The organism is Streptomyces sp. NPDC091280, from assembly GCF_044768565.1.
Lineage (GTDB): Bacteria > Actinomycetota > Actinomycetes > Streptomycetales > Streptomycetaceae > Streptomyces.
Window position 1 is genome coordinate 659202 of the sequence record NZ_JBIVUZ010000003.1, and the last position, 18699, is coordinate 677900.

General features: G+C 70.7%; 11 protein-coding genes and 4 tRNA genes. 5 read left to right on the plus strand and 10 right to left on the minus strand.

Going from position 1 to position 18699, the window contains the following annotated elements; all coding sequences use genetic code 11:
- Positions 1-62: 62 nt before the first annotated feature.
- From ACIQPR_RS13085 to ACIQPR_RS13110, 6 genes are all read right to left on the minus strand, one after another.
- Entirely contained in the window at positions 63-344 is a 282-nt protein-coding gene (locus tag ACIQPR_RS13085; protein WP_403646271.1) for a hypothetical protein, read from the minus strand.
- A gap of 76 nt (positions 345-420) precedes the next feature.
- A tRNA-Phe gene (locus ACIQPR_RS13090) sits at positions 421-494 on the minus strand.
- Positions 495-518: 24 nt separating this feature from the next.
- Positions 519-593 (minus strand) — tRNA-Asp (locus ACIQPR_RS13095).
- Positions 594-642: 49 nt separating this feature from the next.
- Positions 643-715 (minus strand) — tRNA-Glu (locus tag ACIQPR_RS13100).
- Positions 716-795: 80 nt separating this feature from the next.
- On the minus strand, positions 796-2370 hold the full coding sequence (locus tag ACIQPR_RS13105) for a metallophosphoesterase (RefSeq protein ID WP_403646273.1): 1575 nt from the start codon (positions 2368-2370) through the stop codon (positions 796-798).
- Positions 2371-2431: 61 nt separating this feature from the next.
- Entirely contained in the window at positions 2432-2782 is a 351-nt protein-coding gene (locus tag ACIQPR_RS13110; protein WP_200689643.1) for a metallopeptidase family protein, read from the minus strand.
- A gap of 248 nt (positions 2783-3030) precedes the next feature.
- Here ACIQPR_RS13110 and ACIQPR_RS13115 point away from each other — a divergent pair, with 248 nt between their 5' ends.
- From ACIQPR_RS13115 to ACIQPR_RS13135, 5 genes are all read left to right on the plus strand, one after another.
- Entirely contained in the window at positions 3031-3540 is a 510-nt protein-coding gene (locus ACIQPR_RS13115) for a hypothetical protein (protein WP_403646276.1), read from the plus strand.
- A 262-nt stretch (positions 3541-3802) separates the two neighbouring features.
- Positions 3803-5980 (plus strand): DEAD/DEAH box helicase, encoded by a 2178-nt coding sequence (locus ACIQPR_RS13120; protein ID WP_403646278.1) that lies wholly within the window; start codon positions 3803-3805, stop codon positions 5978-5980.
- Positions 5981-6133: 153 nt separating this feature from the next.
- Positions 6134-9214, plus strand: a complete 3081-nt coding sequence (locus ACIQPR_RS13125) for an FG-GAP-like repeat-containing protein (RefSeq protein ID WP_403646280.1) — start codon at positions 6134-6136, stop codon at positions 9212-9214.
- A gap of 69 nt (positions 9215-9283) precedes the next feature.
- Positions 9284-10843 carry an amino acid permease gene (locus ACIQPR_RS13130; RefSeq protein WP_403646283.1) on the plus strand — a complete coding sequence of 520 codons (1560 nt, stop codon included), beginning with the start codon at positions 9284-9286 and terminating at the stop codon, positions 10841-10843.
- Between the two features lie 107 nt (positions 10844-10950).
- Positions 10951-11023 (plus strand) — tRNA-Lys (locus ACIQPR_RS13135).
- A 117-nt stretch (positions 11024-11140) separates the two neighbouring features.
- On the opposite strand, the gene ACIQPR_RS13140 is transcribed toward ACIQPR_RS13135, so the two are convergent.
- The 4 genes from ACIQPR_RS13140 to ACIQPR_RS13155 form a co-directional block, all read right to left on the minus strand.
- Positions 11141-12271, minus strand: coding sequence for a hypothetical protein (locus ACIQPR_RS13140; protein WP_403646286.1), 1131 nt, complete (start codon positions 12269-12271; stop codon positions 11141-11143).
- Between the two features lie 88 nt (positions 12272-12359).
- On the minus strand, positions 12360-14435 hold the full coding sequence (gene fxlM / locus ACIQPR_RS13145; protein ID WP_403646288.1) for a methyltransferase, FxLD system: 2076 nt from the start codon (positions 14433-14435) through the stop codon (positions 12360-12362).
- Between the two features lie 20 nt (positions 14436-14455).
- Positions 14456-15721, minus strand: a complete 1266-nt coding sequence (locus ACIQPR_RS13150) for a lanthionine synthetase C family protein (RefSeq protein ID WP_403646291.1) — start codon at positions 15719-15721, stop codon at positions 14456-14458.
- Positions 15718-18639 (minus strand): lantibiotic dehydratase, encoded by a 2922-nt coding sequence (locus ACIQPR_RS13155; protein ID WP_403646488.1) that lies wholly within the window; start codon positions 18637-18639, stop codon positions 15718-15720. The genes ACIQPR_RS13150 and ACIQPR_RS13155 overlap by 4 nt, the downstream gene beginning before the upstream one ends.
- Positions 18640-18699: the final 60 nt, after the last annotated feature.

The window sequence follows — 18699 nt, forward strand, 5'->3', positions numbered from 1 at the left end:
GCCGTCCAGGATCTCACCTTCGCGAAATTCCTGGCGAATGATTTGGCGGGGGTGGGCGCCGGCTACGGCTGCCCGGTGCCGTTCTCCGCGCCGGTGGCCGCGCCGGTGCTCTTGCTGGACATCGACTGTGCCGTGTTCGATACGGCCTTGATCCCCAGGTACGCCGTCGTCAGGCCCGCCATCGCCGTGAACGCCGAGGTCAGGACACCCACGATCACCGCGCGGTCGCCGTCCAGCTGCCACACCCCGAAGATCGCCACCAGGGTGATCGCGAGGTTGCTGCCGACCACCGCGAGCAGTCCGTACCGCGCCCGTATCTTCTCCAGGTCCGTGTCCTGGCCCATCGCGCCCCACCCTGTGTCGTCCGCTGACCGGTGACGACGAAAGCCCCGTCCCGATGGGACAGGGCTTTCGATCCGGTGGCTGGGGCCGGGGTCGAACCGGCGACCTATCGCTTTTCAGGCGATCGCTCGTACCAACTGAGCTACCCAGCCACGAGGTTTCCGGGGAAACCTCAGCGGTCCTGACGGGATTTGAACCCGCGGCCTCCACCTTGACAGGGTGGCGAGCACTCCAAACTGCTCCACAGGACCCAGCTGTTGTGTGCGGACTGGCTGAGCCAGTGTCGCACACGGTGTTGCGTGCCCCCAACGGGATTCGAACCCGTGCTACCGCCTTGAAAGGGCGGCGTCCTAGGCCGCTAGACGATGAGGGCTATCGGCCCGCCTGGGCGCTTCTCAGCGCGTCGGGGACGTGAGAAGCATATGGGATGGCGGGAGGTATCGCCAAAACGGTTTACGGGGCCGGGGTGGAGGGGGTGGGGGAGGGGCTCGGGGACGGCGTCGCGGGCCCGGACGCGCCCGGCAGGTTCTCCTTCGGGAGGTGGCGGCTGACCTCCGCCGTGGTGAGGCCCAGGCCGCCGAGCCTGATCTCGTCCCAGGCCTGGAGGCGGCGGGTGTCGCGGTCGACGTAGAGGATCGACGCCTCGATGGGGTCGGGGTACTTGCCCTCCACCGCGCGCAGGCCGCTGCCGCCGGTCGAGCCCTCGATGCGCAGGCGGGTGCCGTGCTTCATGACCTCGGTGCCCTCGTGGTGGAGGTGTCCGGCCAGCACGAGCGGGACCTCGCCGTCCGTCCGGCGGGCCGCCGAGGGTTCGTGGACCAGGGCGATGTCGACGGGGGTGCCGGCGGCCCGCTGGTCGCGCAGGGCGGAGGCGAGCTGGTCGCCGGCCAGCTCCTCGGCCGCCTCGCCGCCGATGGCGACCGAGCGGTCGGGGGTGAACTGGGGGTCGCCGATGCCCGCGAAGCGCACGCCCGCGATCGTTTCCGCCCGGCCGCCGTCCAGGACGTGCACGTTCTTCATCCGCTCCAGATAGCGCTGGGTGACGAGGGAGTCGTGGTTGCCCCTGACCCAGACATAGGGGGCGCCGAGGTCGGCGATGGGGTCCAGGAAGCCGTTCTCGGCGGCTGTGCCGTGGTCCATGGTGTCGCCGGTGTCGACGATGACGTTCACCTCGTACTGCTTGACCAGCGAGGCGATGATCTTCCAGCCGGCGGGGTTGAGGTGGATGTCGGACACGTGCAGGACGCGGATGGTGGTGGGGTCCGGCTGGTAGGCGGGGAGGGTGGAGGTGACGTCGTAGAGCTTGGTCACGTTGGTCACCAGGCGGGCCAACTCCTGCTGGTAGACGTCGAATTCAGTCACGATGCTGCGTGCGTTGCCGACCACGGAGGGGGCCGAGGAGAGCAGCCCGGAGAACCTGGGTTCCAGGATGGACTTGGGGTTCCAGGTCGCGTAGGCGGTCGCTCCGGACGCGGCGAGGAGGGTGAGGGCGAGGCCGCCGGCGGTGAGGGCGCGGCGGGGGCGGCGGTAGACGGCGAGGCCGAGGGTGGTGGCGCCGAGGACGACGGCGGCGCAGGAGCGTACGGCGAGGTCGAGGGTGCCGTGTTCGACGTCGTGGGCGACCTCGTCCTGGAGGCCGGAGATGCGCTCGGGGTGGTCGACGAGCGCCTGGGAGCGTTCCGGGTCGAGCTGGTCGACGTTGACGTCGAGGCGGACGGGCGCGTGGTGGCTGTCGAGGGAGAGGGCGCCGAGCGGGGAGATGTTGATCTTCGTGCCGCCGGTGAAGGAGGGGCGCAGGGTCATGGTGGTGTTCATGGGGCCCACCTGGGCGCGCACGTCGCCGACGACGAGCAGGCCGAGCCAGGCCCCGACGAGGACGACCGTGATCAGGCCGAGGGCGCGGGACCAGGGGTGGGGCCGGGGGACGAGTTCGAGCGTGCGGCGGGGGCGGCGGGCGCGGTAGCGGTGGGTCAGGGCGCGCCGGACCGGGCGGAGGCGGTTCAGGGCTGCGACGGGGACGCTGGCCATTGGTCCCGTATGCCCAGGAGTGGGGGCGTGTATGCGGGCCGGGTGGGGGCCGGAGGGTGGGTCAGCCCCAGCCGAGTTCGTGGAGGCGTTCGTCGTCGATGCCGAAGTGGTGGGCGACTTCGTGCACGACGGTGACCGCGACCTCGTGGACGACGTCCTCGGTGGTCGCGCAGTAGCGCAGGGTCGGGCCCATGTAGATGGAGATCCGGTCGGGGAGAACGCCCGCGTACCACTCACCGCGTTCGGTGAGGGGTGTGCCCTCGTAGAGGCCGAGGAGTTCGGGGTCGGCGGGGTCGGGTTCGTCCTCGACGAACACGGCCACGTTGTCCATGACCCGCGTCAGCTCGGGCGGAATCCGGTCCAGGGCCTCACTCACCAGCTCTTCGAACGCCTCGCGTGTCATTTCCAGCACACACCCATTGTCCGGGACGAACGCGGGTTCGGGGTCGTTCGCGCTCCCGGCGCGGACGGGGGGTGGTTCCCGGCCTGGCGTGGACGACCGGGGTGGGGCCGGCCGCCTTGGTGGCGAGTCGGCGTCGGACGCAGGCCAAGTCCCGGCCGGAAACGCGCGGTGGGCGCGCGGCGCGTGTCTTCCGGTGGGCGGCGGGAGTTGAGAGGACGACTCCTTTTTCCGCCCTCGGAGGTGGCCCCGTGCGCCCCATGTACGTACCCGTCCGTCTGGCCGCCGCGGTCGCGGTCGTAGCCGCTGCCGCCGGCTGTATGAGCGTGGGAGACGACGCGGGCGGCGGTGCCAAGCCCTCGCACTCGGCCGGACGGCACGTCGGTGACGTGCCCGACGGCGGTTCCGGGGCGCCGGGCGGCGGGCTCGGGTACGGCGGGTCGGCGGGGGACGGGAAGCACGGGCACGGGAAGCCCGAGCCCGGTGAGTCCGCGGCGGGTTCGGCCTCGCCGTCGGCGCCGGGGGGCGCGGTGAGCCCGTCCGCCTCCACGGCGCCCAGACCGGGTACGAGCGCGAAGCCGGGTGTGCCGAGCACGGCCGCGCCGCAGCCCACCGTCTCGCGGACACCGCCGCCCCCGGACCCGACGCCGAGCCAGCAGCCGTCGTCTCCGGACCCGACCGTCGCGGAGCCCTCGTCCTCCGCGCACGAGGACCCGGTGCCGCAACTGGTCGACCGGGAGCCGGCACCGGCGGCCGGGTCACCGGCGTAGGGGCGGCCGTGACGGGCGCAGGGGCGCATGTGACGGGCGCGGTGGCGGCTGTGATGTACGTCAACGACGGCTGGTTTGCGTTGGGGGGTGGTAGGTGCGTAAGGTGGTAGATCGTTTGATCCCATTGCCCGGCGCCACTGTAGAGCGCGCCGTGTGGCGCGTACTCTCCCTTGCCGTGGCGGACCGCATTGAGGCGGTCGATAGCGAATCACGGAGTTGACGGGCGCGTGCCGACGGAGACTCCGGAAGGTTTCGCATTCGCATGTCCATTTCCAGTACTGATCACGTCGTCATGCCCGAGAACGAGGGCACCGAGACGGCCGTGGACGCCTCCGCACAGACCCCCGAGGTCACCTTCGCGGACCTCGGTCTCCCCGAGGGCGTCGTGCGCAAGCTCGCGCAGAACGGCGTGACCACCCCCTTCCCGATCCAGGCGGCGACCATCCCGGACGCCCTGGCCGGCAAGGACATCCTCGGCCGTGGCCGCACCGGCTCCGGCAAGACCCTCTCGTTCGGCCTGCCGCTGCTGGCTCAGCTGTCCGGCGGCCACACCGAGCGCAAGCGCCCCCGCGGCGTGATCCTCACCCCGACCCGCGAGCTGGCGATGCAGGTCGCCGACGCGCTCCAGCCCTACGGCGACGTCCTCGGCCTGAAGATGAAGGTCGTCTGCGGCGGCACGTCGATGGGCAACCAGATCTACGCCCTTGAGCGTGGCGTCGACGTCCTCGTCGCCACCCCCGGCCGCCTGCGCGACATCATCAACCGCGGCGCCTGCTCCCTCGAAGACGTGCGGATCGCCGTCCTCGACGAGGCCGACCAGATGTCCGACCTGGGCTTCCTGCCCGAGGTCACCGAGCTGCTCGACCAGGTTCCGGCCGGCGGCCAGCGCATGCTGTTCTCGGCGACGATGGAGAACGAGATCTCCACCCTCGTCAAGCGCTACCTCACCGACGAGGTCACCCACGAGGTGGACAGCGCGCAGGGCAACGTCACGACGATGTCCCACCACATCCTCATCGTGAAGCCCAAGGACAAGGCGCCGGTCACCGCGGCCATCGCCTCCCGCAAGGGCCGCACGATCATCTTCGTCCGCACCCAGCTGGGCGCCGACCGCATCGCCGAGCAGCTGCGCGACGCCGGTGTGAAGGCCGACGCGCTGCACGGCGGCATGACGCAGGGCGCCCGCACGCGGACGCTCGCGGACTTCAAGGAGGGCTACGTCAACGCGCTCGTCGCGACCGACGTGGCCGCCCGCGGCATCCACGTCGACGGCATCGACCTGGTCCTGAACGTCGACCCGGCCGGCGACCACAAGGACTACCTGCACCGCGCCGGCCGCACCGCCCGCGCCGGCCGTACCGGCACGGTCGTCTCCCTCTCCCTCCCGCACCAGCGCCGCCAGATCTTCCGGCTGATGGAGGACGCGGGCGTCGACGCCGGCCGTCACATCATCAACTCCGGTACGACCTTCGAGCCCGAGGTCGCCGAGATCACCGGCGCCCGTTCGATGACCGAGGTCCAGGCCCAGTCGGCGGGCGACGCCGCGCAGCAGGCCGAGCGCGAGGTCGTCCAGCTCACCAAGGAACTGGAGCGGGCCACCCGCCGCGCCGCCGAACTCCGTGAGGAGTCCGACCGGTTGGTCGCCCGCGCGGCGCGCGAGCGCGGCGAGGACCCGGAGGCGGCGGTGGCCGAGGCCGCCGCGGCCGTCGAGGAGGCCGTGGCCGCCGAGCAGCAGCCGGCCGCCGAGGCACCGGTCCGCGAGGAGTCGTCGTACGACCGTCCGTCGTCGTACGAGCGTCCGCGCCAGCAGCGTGACGAGCGGGGCAACTACGAGCGCCGTGACCGCCGGGACGACCGCGGCGGCGACCGTGGTGGCCGTTCCTTCGACCGTCGTGACGACCGTCCCTCGGGTGGTTTCCGTCGCGACGACCGTCGTGACGACCGTGGTGGCCGTTCCTTCGACCGTCGTGACGACCGCCCCTCCGGTGGTTTCCGCCGCGATGACCGTCCCTCGGGCGGCTTCCGTCGCGACGACCGTCCGTCCGGCGGTTTCAACAACGACCGTGGTGGCCGTTCCTTCGACCGTCGTGACGACCGTCCCTCGGGTGGTTTCCGTCGCGACGACCGTCGTGACGACCGTGGCGGTGACCGTGGTGGCCGTTCCTTCGACCGTCGTGACGACCGCCCCTCCGGTGGTTTCCGCCGTGACGACCGTCCCTCGGGCGGCGACCGTGGCGGCTTCCGTCGCGACGACCGTCCCTCGACCGGCCACCGGGGCAGCGACCGCCCGTTCAACCGTGACCGCCAGGGCGACCGTCCGGGCTTCCGCACCGGCGGCCACGACCGTCCGTCCGGCCACCGGGGCGCCACCGGCACGGGTACCGGCACCGGTTCCTTCGGCCGCCGCGACGACAAGCCGCGCTGGAAGCGCAACGGCTGACGTCAAGTGACGTAGTGCAGTGGTGAGATGGCCCCCGCCCGGGTTCGGGCGGGGGCCATTTTTGCGTGCTCATGCCGAGCGCCGACTGTAAGATCGGCCTACTTCTGTGGGGGAAGTGACTGTTCTGAAGTGGTTGTTCTGGGGGAGGGTTCCGTGGCTCGTCGTGCCTTCGTGGGCATCGCCGTATCATCCGTGTTCGCCGTCGGGCTGAGTCCGTTGCTGCCGGCGCCCGCGTTTGCGGTGGGCGCCGCGCAGGAGACGGTCGTACCGGCGACGGTGCGCGGTACGTACACGACGGCCTCGCTCTTCAACGCGGACACCCAGGGGGCCGACGCGGCAGGCACCAAGGGCGTCTTCCACTACCTGGAGGGCCACGCGGGGCTGGTGTGGACGCGTTACTCGGACGGTCGTTCCTTCGACGCGCCGTCGGTTCCGGTCGGCGTGATCACCCGGGGCACGGGCGGCGACGTGCTCTCCTACCGCTACAGCGACGGCCGGGTCGACCTGTGGAACGCGGTCGACGGCACGACTACCACACTTCGGGTTCCCGCGGGCCAGACCCTGTACGGCGTCTACGGCGGCACGGCCGTCACCAACCAGGACGTCACCGCCGAGGACGGGACCGTCACCAAGGTCAAGCACCTGCTGACCCCGGGTCCCGACGGGAGCACACGTGACGTGACCGTCGCGGGTGTGCCCGAGGGCATGACGCTCGCGGCCCCGCGCAACGGGGACACCGCCGGGCTGGTCTTCCTGGCCAAGTCGGACGACGGCTACCACTTCCTCGCCGTCGATCCGGCGACCGGCCGGGTCACGAGCCGGACGCCCGCCCTGCCGACCGGTTACACGCTGAGCAAGATCTCGCCCGAGCGTCTCGTGGCGTATCGCGGCTACAGCAGCACCACGGCACTCGTGTTCTCCCGCGCCGACCTGTCGGCCGCCCCGGCCGAGGTCACTCTGGACAGGGACAGCAGCGGCGACGGCCAGTCCGTCGGTCTCTCCGTCGTCGGTGACTGGATCGTCCACCGTCCCGGCACCGGTTCGCGTCTGACGGCCCTGCCGATCGCGGGTGGTGCCCCGGTCACCCTGATCGCCGCCTCGAACAGCGGTGTCTCCGTCGGCCCCGACGGCACCGCCGTCATCGTCGGCCGCACCGGCGCCGACGACTGGGGCGTCCAGCACATCCAGGCCGGACCCGACGGCAGGCCGACCGTCACCCTCGTCAAGCCGCTGCCGAAACCGCCGTACAAGATCCAGGGAATCGCCCTGGAGCAGGGGCGGTTGACCGTCGCGGACGCCAGCTGGGCCGGGTACCGCGACGACTACGTACGGACCGTCGCCGCGACCGGTACGCCCACGTTCGGTGCGCGGTCCTCGTACGACGGGACCGATCTGCTCGTGGGCGACTGCCCGGACACGGAGGTCGGCTGCTCGCAGCTGCACGGCACGGACGACAACCGTGCGGTCTGGCTGTCGAAGAACTCGGCCGAATACGACCGTCTCACCGTCAACGGGTCCGGCCCGTACGGTTATTGGGAGCGTTCGGTGCCCGCCGGCGGACAGATCACCGATGTCTCCGGCCGCTATCTGATCCACACGACGGCGACCGCGCAGACCGTCTACCGGATCGGCGACAGCGGCGCCCCGGCGCTCACCCGCACCCCCGGCGCCGCCGCCCTCTCCGGCGACACCCTGTGGACGCCGGGCACCACCCCCGGCACCGTCACGGCGTACGACCTCACCACCAGGAAGACCACCGAGACCCTCACCACCGACGCCGGCTGCGCCCCCACCGAACTGCGGGCCAACGGCCGTTGGCTGTACTGGAGCTGCGCCGACGGCACAGCGGGTGTCTACGACCGTACGGCGCGGAAGTCCGTCCGAGTCCCGTCCGGCGAGGCGGAGTTGGGCGACGGATTCGTCGTCACGCACGACAGACGGGCCGGGCAGCTGGTCCTCACCACGTTCGCCGACGGCACCCCCGCGAGCCGCGTGATCGGCGCGCTGCCCGACACCGGTGTCTCCCAGCGCGAGGTGCGCTGGACGGTCGACGAGTCCACCGGGAACGTGGCCTACGTCGACGACCAGGAGCGCGTGCACCTCGTACCGACCGGCGTGACCCAGCAGCCGCTGCGCCTGCTCGCCCCGGTCGACTCGGCGGTCGTGCTCGGCGCGCGGGACATCGACACGACACCGGCCACCCTCACCACTCTGCTGCTGTCGAAGCCGGCCGATGGCTGGCGGCTGACCGTGCGCAGCCGGGCCACCGGCAAGGTCGTGGACACGCGGACCGGCGGCGAGACGCGCGGCGAGGTGAAGGTGGGCTGGTTCGGGACGGACGCCAGGGGGGCGTTCCTGACGAACGGGTCGTACGACTGGACGCTGTCGGTCACACCGGCCGACGAGGTCGGCGCCCCGGTGACCGCGAGCGGCACGGTCCAGCTGCTCGACGCCGCGCCGGCCCGGCACGACCACATCGGCGGCGACGCCGTCGGCGACCTGGGCACCCTCAGCTCCTCGGGCACGCTGGCCTTCCGGCAGGGCTCGGGCAAGGGCACGTTCTCCCTGCCGGTCGGTGGCAGTACCGGCTGGACGACGGCCGACAAGGCGGTGTCGATCGGCGACCTGAGCGGGGATCGCTGCAACGACGTCCTGGTCCGGCTGAAGACCGGGGCGCTGCGCGCGTACAAGCCGGACTGCGGTGGGGTGCTGAAGCCGTCGACGCCGTACACCTCGCTCGGCACCAGCGGCTGGAACCAGTACGACGTGCTGACCGCGCCCGGTGACATCAGCGGTGACGGCCGCCCGGACCTGATCGCGCGCAGCACGTCCACCGGGGACGTCTACCTCTACAAGGGCACCGGCGCGGGCAAGCTCTCCGCCCGCGTGAAGCTGTACGCCGACTGGAAGACGTACAAGAAGGTCGTCGGCGTGGGCGACCTGAACGGCGACGGCATCGGCGACCTGCTCGCCCAGGACAGGTCGAACACCGTGTACCGCTACTACGGCACCGGCCACGGCACGTTCGGGGCGCGGGCGAAGCTGTTCACGGCGTGGGGCGGGTCGTACGACACGGTCGTCGGCGTCGGGGACATCACCGGGGACGGGAGGGCGGACCTGGTCGAGCGGGACTCGGCGGGCAACCTGTTCCGCAACAGCGGTGACGGGAAGGGGTCGTTCGGGGCGCGGGTGAAGATTTCGACCGGTTGGCAGGGCTACAAGGGCATTTTTTAGCCACATCGAGTCCTTATCGAATCCTTAGGTGACGCATGTCACGCCCTCGGCGAGGGAATCGCTGGGGGCATGACAGATGACGCCATAGCGAGTGGGCTGTCAAAGGGGTCCCAGGGATCTCTCTCTGACGAAGAACAGCTTGCCCAGCTCGGCTACACGCAGGTTCTCGCCCGCCGCATGTCGGCGTTCTCCAACTACGCGGTCTCCTTCACGATCATCTCGGTCCTGTCGGGCTGCCTGACGCTGTACCTGTTCGGCATGAACACGGGCGGCCCGGCCGTGATCACCTGGGGCTGGGTCGCCGTAGGCCTGATGACACTGTTCGTCGGCCTGTCGATGGCCGAGATCTGCTCGGCGTACCCGACCTCGGCGGGCCTCTACTTCTGGGCCCACCGGCTGGCACCCCCGCGCACGGCGGCGGCCTGGGCCTGGTTCACCGGCTGGTTCAACGTGCTCGGCCAGGTCGCGGTGACCGCGGGCATCGACTTCGGCGCCGCGTCCTTCCTGGGCGCGTACCTGAACCTCCAGTTCGACTTCAAGGTCACCCCGGGCCGCACGGTCCTCCTCTTCGCCGGGATCCTGATCCTGCACGGCCTCCTCAACACCTTCGGCGTGCGGATCGTCGCCTTCCTCAACAACGTGAGCGTGTGGTGGCACGTCCTGGGCGTCGGCGTGATCGTGGGCGCGCTGGCCTTCGTCCCCGACCACCACCAGTCCACGACCTTCGTCTTCACGAAGTTCGTGAACAACACCGGCTGGGGCAGCGGCGTCTACGTGGTCCTCCTGGGCCTCCTGATGGCGCAGTACACCTTCACCGGCTACGACGCCTCCGCCCACATGACGGAGGAGACCCACGACGCGTCGACAGCGGGCCCGAAGGGCATCGTCCGCTCCATCTGGACGTCCTGGATAGCCGGCTTCGTCCTGCTGCTGGGCTTCACGTACGCGATCCAGTCCTACGACGCGGAACTGAAGTCGCCCACCGGCGCGCCCCCGGCCCAGATCCTCCTCGACGCGCTGGGAGCGACGAGCGGGAAGCTGCTCCTCCTGGTGGTGATCGGCGCGCAGCTCTTCTGCGGAATGGCGTCGGTGACGGCCAACAGCCGCATGATCTACGCCTTCTCACGCGACGGCGCGCTCCCGTTCTCCCGCGTCTGGCACACGGTGAGCCCGCGGACCCGTACCCCGGTCGCGGCGGTGTGGCTGGCGGCGGCGGGCGCACTCGTCCTCGGCCTCCCCTACCTGATCAATGTGACGGCCTACGCGGCGGTCACGTCCATCGCGGTGATCGGCCTCTACATCGCGTACGTCATCCCGACCCTGCTGCGACTGGGCAAGGGCGACGACTTCCAGCGCGGGCCCTGGCACCTGGGCCGGTGGTCGCGGGTGATCGGGGTCGTGTCGGTGGTGTGGGTCGCGGTGATCACCGTGCTGTTCATGCTGCCCCAGGTCTCACCGGTCACCTGGGAGTCCTTCAACTACGCACCCGTCGCCGTCCTGGTCGTCCTCGGCTTCGCCGCGACCTGGTGGCAGGCCTCGGCCCGCCACTGGTTCCTGAACCCGGAACACGCCCGCACGAAGGCGAGGGAGGCGGCGCGGGCGGGGGCCCCGGAGAAGGTGGACCCGTAACGGACCGGATCTTTCCCCGCACTTCGACCGCCCGGCACGGCCGTGTCCCCGATACCCGATCGGAGACACGGCCACGTCCCGCTATGCTCGGGGAGGCAACATCGCCTGGGCCCTTAGCTCAATTGGCAGAGCAGTGGACTTTTAATCCATTGGTTGTGGGTTCGAGTCCCACAGGGCCTACCGGTGGTGGGCGGGGAGTCCCTCTCCGACCTGCTGCGAAGCGCCCCGACCTGTTCTGACTGGTCGGGGCACTTCGTCGTCTTCAGCCGTGTGCCAGAGCCGACGGGCCGGGCTGCCTCAGCCGCGACTTCGGCCAGTCCTGCAGCCACTCGACGTGCTGAGGTCTTCCCGGATCACGCTGTCGCAGGCGATCAGAGCCCCCGCCAGTTCTCCTCGCAGCGTGTCCGGGATGGTGCCGCCCCCGAGGCGACAGGCACGAACCAGCACACGGCAGTCCGCCGACTGCCGGTCCGTGGCGATGGCGGAGAACAGCGGGTGCGCCAGGTTCTCACGGGCCGCGTAGCCGTCCTCAGCGTTCGTCGTCCTGCGGTGGAGGTCCTCGACGACGAGGTGTGCGGCGGGCGCCTCGGTGGAGCCGATCGCGTCGAGCACGGTAAGGCCGAGTCGGATGTCGAAGACAGTCGTCCCGGGTTCGGCCTTCCGCCCGAGATAGGCAGCCGTCAGGTCCTTCAGGTGTCCGTCGACGGACTGCCTTGCGCTGATCCGGGAGAAAGCGGTCAAGCAGTCGGTGACAGCTTGCTCCCATGGATCGCCGGGGGTGGTGTCGGTGAGGAGGCCGGCAGCCTGTGCCGTGTCGTTCGCGACGAGGGCGGCCAGTACGGCGACCTGCCGTCCGTCGAGCATCCGCTTTCCGATGCCGTGGTGGGCTTCGATGTGTGCCAGGGCCTCGGCCCATCGCCCCTCGTTGGTGAGGGTGCGCGTGCCGTCGGCGAGGAGGACGCGCCAGAGCCACGCGCGAACTTCCTGGCGGTCTTCGTCGGTCGTGGTGAGGTCCGCGGGTACGTCGACACCCTCGAACCGGGCAGCCGTGGCCGACTCGACGGCCTCGTACAGGTTGAGGAGCCGGTGACGGCCGTCGTCGGGGTGGCCGGCGCGGATCTGGAGGCGAGCGAGGTTGACGACCGGTTCCAGTCCGCGGATGGCGCTCATGCCGGGCAGGGGGCATGCGTGGAGGTAGGCGGCGGCGTGCTGGTGGCACATCTCGCGGGCGAGGTCGGGGAGGCCGAGGTCGGAGGCGATGAGAGCGGCCTGGTTGTAGACGGCCGATGCGAGTCCCTGGTCGGCCGCCTTCACCGCGGTGTCGGCCAAGTCGACGAGTGCACGTACGCGTTGAGGCAGGGGTAAGCAGGCGGGTCGGAATCGTGCGACGAGAGGGAAGCGCTGGGCAACGGGGCCGTGCGGGTCCATGGATCCCCCGGGACGAGAGTGAGGACTGCTGAGGTGACGGTGGCTGCCCGCCGTGGGCTGGCGGCCACCGTCCGCTCCATGTCCGGCGTCAGTGCCAGTCGACGACGATGCGGTTCAGCGGGGTGCCGAGGGCGAAGAGGCCCGGGCGCTGCTCGATGGCGGGGGCGTCGAGGGGCTGGATCTCGAACGTGGCCTCGCGGTCGCGGTAGTCGCGGTCCCAGGTGCGGATGGCGTCCGCGACCTTCGTGGCCAGCTCGTCGCTGCCGGGGCCGTGGCCGATGACGCCGAACTCCCAGAGCTTGTCACCCTCGGGGGTCTTCTCGTTGGACAGGCGCCGGGTGAGGTAGGTGACGGCGCCTTTGTCGACGGCCGCGGTCGATGAGGGATAGGGGTCCTCGGTGAGCAGAGTGCCCTTCGCGCTCTGGGGGAACAGCATCCGGATCAGACCGGAGGGGAGCGTGCAGCTGAGGAACAGCTCCATCCACTCCGGCGACTCCATGGCGCGGACCGTCATACCGGTCCACTCCTCGGTGCGCGGCTGATCCAGGACCCCGGCGAGGGCGTCGGCTTCGATGTGCTGCCCGGCGGGCGCCTGAAGGCGGACGGTTCCGTCCGTGCTGAGCGGGATGACGCGGCGGTCGTCGTCGGCGATGCCCCGTCGGAGCGGCATGAAGGTGTTCATCTCGCTGCCGAGGGAGACCCAACGCCCTTCACGCTGCTCGTAGGCGATGGAGCGGGACACCGTGCCCTTGAGGCGCTGAGGGACGAGGAGCCGGCCGCCGGGAGCGAGTTGCTGCAGCCAGGCATGCGGTACGCCGTGCGCGCCGACCGTGGCGATGATCCGGTCGTACGGCGCTCTCTCGGCGTATCCGAGAGCGCCGTCTCGGGTCACGGCCTCGGCGTTGGTGATCCCAGCCGTGGCTAGATGCGCGCGGGCGCCCTCCACGAGGTCCTCGTCCACGTCGAGGGTGGTCACGTGGCCGCTCTCGCCGACCAAGTGGGCGAGCAGGCCGGCGTTGTAGCCGGTGCCGGCGCCGAGTTCGAGGATGCGTTCGCCGGGCTGGGTCTCCAACTGGTCCAGCATGAGGGCGACGACGCCCGGCTGGGAGGCGCAGGAGATGGAGGTGCCGTCGGTGTCGTACTTGATGTGCACGGGGGCGTTGGCGTAGGCGTCTTCGAGGGAGGCGTCGGGCACGAACACGTGGCGAGGCACGGTCCGCAAGGCGGTCTCGACGGCGGGTGTGCGGGCGTGCCCGTCGGCGCGGAGCCGGTCGACCAGGGCGTTGCGGAGGCGTTCGGCGTCCGCCGTGGCGATCGTGTCGGTGGTCACCCCGTTGACGCTATCGGCGCTGGTTGTTGCCTCGTTGGGCGACGCGGTGCGGTCACTCGTTCCCATGACTACCTCTCGTGCAATGTGGGCCAGGGCGCTCTGGTCGTCCCGGAGGAGACCGGCGCGGTTGGCGTGGAAGATCACGTGGTGGGCGATGACGGCGCGCAGGCCACGGGTGAGCGCGCCCCTGCCAGCGAGGTCGACGAGCATGGCCCCGGCCCGCTCGAAGGCGGTCACCCACTCGTCGTGCTCGTGAAGCGGCCTGCCGGGGAGGCAGAGGCCATGAGTATCGGCGAGCATCAACCTCCGCATGGCAGCGGCCAGTTCGGCAGTTCGTCGTGGCGGTAGACGGGTGGCGGGCGTCCGGAGGGCGGTGACCTTCGCCCATACGTCGCCCTGTTCGAACCAGTCCAGTCCGGCACCGCGCATCATGGCGCTCGCCAGTAGGACGGCAGTCTCCTTGCGTCCCAGATGCTCGCGGCGCAGTCGGTAAGCGAGCAGGTGGCGGGAGTCGCTGTGGAACAGCGCGTGGGCGACGTCCATCGCCTTTGGCCCGCCGAAGGCGTCCACTTCAGGCTCGTAGATACCCGGCAGGCACGACGTGGCGACACCCTCACCGACGAGTTCGAGCAGCAGCGACTCGACGACCGGCGAGGGTTCGTCGGCGCGGTACCGCAGGGGCCAGGGCTGCTTGTTCATGAACCACCAGCCGGTGAGCTGCCCTTCCTGCTCAGCCGTGAGCAGTGCCGGGCCGACGCGTTCCTCGGCGGCGCACCGGGCGCGTTCGCGGTCGATGAAGATGATGTTGTGCTGCTGCCAGCGGTCGGGAGGCATGAAGGTCCTTCGTCTGCGGATCAGGCGATGAGTAGGCAGGCGTCCCAGGCTGTCTGGGGCCGTACGGCGGTGTCGGGCGCGAGCAGCGCCAGGGCTATACCGGCGGCGCCGTCGAGCAGTCCGGGGCCCCGTTGGTCGTTCTGGATTAGTCCGGTGGCGGTCCGTTCGGGGTCTGTGTCCGCCGGGTGGATCGCTGTGAGCAATGCCGGGATTGCGGCGCGGAGCTGGCCCGAGGTTGAGGGGTGGGCGTCGTCCGCCGTACGGGCGGCGACGTGGGCGAGGCCGGCGAAGCCGTGGCACAGGCCGTTGTCCGTTGTGGCCCTGAGCTGTTCGGGGTCGGAGAGGGCGGCCACGAGCGCGTTCTCCGCGTCGATCTGGCGACGGGTGTCGCCAAGGGCAAGCGCGGCGAGTTGCTGGGCGCGGGCGAGGCCGGTGGTGCCGTAACACCAGGAAGGCCGTCGGGGCACTGACGGGGCGAGGCGACCGCTACGCAGTTCGGTCTGGGTGATCCAGTACGGCCAGGTCGGCCCGTGACCGGTCTCCTCCCGCCATCGGTCCAGCCAGGCCAGGATGGTGCGCAGCGCAGCGTGGTGTCCTTCGACGAGGGTGCCGCTGCGGGCGGCGAGGGCGAGGAGCGCAAGTACGCCGCCGATGCCGTGTGCCATGCCGTTGTTGGCGTGCCCGCCGGGGAATCGGTCGTCCGGGTTCCCTGATGGGCCTGTCTGCGTCCACCAGCCCGGCAGGGTCTCTCTGCGGTGGGTGATCGGTTCGGTGAGGCGTACGCAGTAGTTGAGGATGGCGCGTGTCGTGCGGCTGTCGGGGTCTCGGCGCAGGAGGTAGGCGCCGTAACCGGCAAGGCCCCGGATGGTGTCGTACTCGGCGAGTTGCGGCAGGCATCCGGCACCGAGGCGTTGGTGTGCCGCGTCGAGACGGCGTTCGACATCGACCACGATCTGCCGGTCCAGCGTGGTGAGGGCGCTCTCGTAGGAAGCGGGAAGGTAGTCCGCGGCGCTGGCCATGGCGTGGGCGATGGCCGGCGCCCCGTAGAAGGGGTAGCTGTCCGGGCCGCTGGTCAACGGCTGCCGGGAGGCGGCGGCGAGCCAGTCGTGTGCGCACTGCCACGGGCCGAGGCCGTTCGCGGCCAGCTCGATGTACAGGAGCGCGATTCCGGGAGGGCCGTAAGCGAGGTGTTGCCGGTGTTCGTAGGGGCAGGGAGACGCCGTGCCAGGGTGCGCGAGCCGGGCGGCGATCGCGTCGACCAGGCCGAGCGCGGGGTAAGTGGTCACGAGGTCTTCCTCCAGGCTCGGGCAGTCCAGGCCAAGGCGGAGGCGCGCGCCAGATAGAGGCACACCTCTTCCTCCGGGAAGTTCACGGCGACGTGGCGCACGAAGTGGACGTGCAGCAGGGAGGTCAACACGTCATCGACGGCGATGCCCTCGGTGTCCGGGCCAGGCAGGTGCGGCCGGTACGCGGCGAGCGCTGACTCCCGGTCGGCCCATCCCGACACGACGGCGTCTCCGCCCGGGACTCCGCGAAGGGCCGACCAGTTGTCGCTCGGGTCGGCCAGCCGTACGGCCTCGGTGAACTGCGGGCGTGGAATGGGCACAGGTGCGGTCGGCGGAACGTGGTCGATCAGCCATTGCATGCCGGCCTCGGTGGAACCGAGGAAGGCGGAGACGACAGCCACCGTGTGGGCCGCCACCAGCGCGCGCTGGCTTGGCCGTTGAGGCTGGGCAAGCTGGGCCAGGACGGCGCGCGAGTCCGCCCGGAACACGTTCTCGGCCGCCTCCCATGCGGTGCCGGATCCCCAACGGCCCATCTCCCGGTAGGAGGTGGGGTAGCGCAGATCGGTCAGCAGGCCAGCGCCGCGCAGATCGTCGGCCCACGCGCTCACCGTTCGGGCCGTGTAGGCGAAGGCGTCCGGGCCGGGTAGGGCGATGCGAAGGCGGAGGTGTTGGCCTGGGTCGCGGAAGCGGATGAACCACCAGGGCGGGTTGCGGAGTTGTTCGAGTAGGACGGGCAAGTGCCTTGAAAGCAGCACGTCTTGGCGACGGGGGTCGCCATACAGAGCGGTCAGAAGAACCGAGGAAGCGGCGGGTGTCTGCATCTGGGCAGCAGAGAACGTACGGGCGCGGCTGGGTGCGGGCAGCGGCGGCCACTTCGGAGGTCGGGTCGCCTTGAGCGGCACCACGACCTCGTGGGCTCGGCCGCCGCACCAGCCGTACGCCTCCGGATCCGGAGCCTCGACCAGTACGGCTAGGCGTGTGCGGTCGAGGTGCTGGCGCAGGAGCGTGCGGCGGCTGGCCTCGTCGAGGTCGAGGAAGAGGCGCCGGTCGTCCTCGACGAGGTGGACGCGGCGCGGCAGTCGCCGCCGAGCCCGCCAGTCGGCGAGCGCGGCATCCCATTCGGCCCGAGGCCGGGCGCGGGCGGGCAGTTCGCGTGCCTCCAGCCGCCAGCGGGCTGAGGCAAGGACGGTGCGCCCGTACCGCAGCCGTGGCAGGAACGGCATCGCGGCGGCGGCACCCCAGTCGAACACGGTGACTTGGGCGCACTGCGCGCGGGACAACTCGGTGAGGAACCGCGCCAATGGCGGGGTGTGCGCGTGCAGATTCAGGGCGTGCATCCCTACAGCCTCGACGCGATGGCCTCGCTCCGGGGCGGCCAGGTACATGCGGCGGCCGTCGCATCCCACGGCCAAGTCCTCAGGAGCGAGAACGGAGTCCCGTGGGGCGCGATGCTCCTGGAGGCTGATCACGGTGGGGAGGATCTGCTGAGCGCGGGTGACGTGGGCGCTCGCAGAGAGCAGGGGCGGGAACGACAGCTGCGCGGGCACGGTGTTGCCGTCCGCGGTCGGGAGGTCGGCGAGTTCGGCGGCCAGGGCCTGCCGGTCTGCTGGGGAGAGCACGCTGAGGAACCTGCCGGTTGAGACGCCAGCACCACGGCAGACGCTCATGACCTCCAACCGGAACCTCCCGCGCTGCAACTCCTCCGGGCTGGGTGCGTGGACGCGCACCCCGACCTCCAAGTGCGGTGGTAGGCGGGGCTCTTCGGGCCCCTCGTCCAGGGCCCGGATCAGCTCGTCGGTGAGGACCACCTCGTCCTGTCCGTCGAGTGCTGCGGCCTGCGCGAGCCGTACGAGGACGTCGTCCCGAGCGGAAATACGGGGTCGGCGTGCGTCGGCCGGGGCGCCCGGATAGCCGTCGGGATAACCGGTGCCGCTGTCCGCCACGACCTCCTGGAGCGGCACCAATGTGCCGATGCCGTATCGCTCGTAGAACCGCTGGTGGTAGTCGTTCCACGCGGCGGCTCCGTACGGGCGGCTACTCAGCCGAGTCAGGATGAGGGCGGCGCGCTCGATCTCTCGGGCGACCTCGTCCGGCAGAACGATCTGCGCGTCCAGGCGGAGGTCGAGCGCGATGGGGTGGCGGCGCAAGAGGCCAGGGGCGAGAGCCCGCATCCGTGCCGCAACATCGACCCGACCGCTGTGCGTGGCGCAATCCTCCATGCCCGCCCTGACCGAGTGCAGCTCGCGCACCGTCTCCGTGACCGAGGCGAGGTTTCCGGCTTCGATCACGTCGAGTTGGCCCAGCAGATACCCGAGAGCGTCGGTCTCGGTGCTCGGTGCGTGCAGGATCGTGATCAGTACCCGCCGCCGGATCAGTTCCGTCAGTAGATGATGTGCCTTGTCTCGCCCGGCCTCGGGGAAATCCGCCTGGAGCTTCTCCACGAGGGTGACGAACCGGATCGGCGCCCGGGTTGCGGCGAGGACCGCGCGCACTGGTTCGGTCAGGGGCAGGGACGCCTCCACTGCATGGGCGCGCCCGTTCTGGACGTCCGACTGGAACGGCACGATGAGCCGGTCTCCCCGGCTGGTCACGGTGTTGTTGACGACGACGGGCAGCCGTTCGAGAAGATCCGGACACGACTCCAGTCGTTCGACCACGGTGGTCAGCCACTCTGCCCCCGCGCGGCCAACGGCCACGTGCTCCTCGCCCCAGTCCGCACGCGCCGACGCCCCGAACCCTGCGATGGTCACCCCGGCGAACAGGCCGAAGGGCGTCGCGCGGTGCTGGGCACGCAGCAGGTAGCGGGCTACGGACTGTGCCGCGCGCCGCACGTCTCGGTGGTGGGGATGCTCGGCCGTGCAGAGGGCTTCTACCTGCGCGGCCAGGACCGGGCTGGAGTACTGGAGTGCCTCGGCGATGTCCTGGTTCGCCCAGACGGCGCGGAGCCACGCCGTACAGGCGGACGAACCACCGGGCGA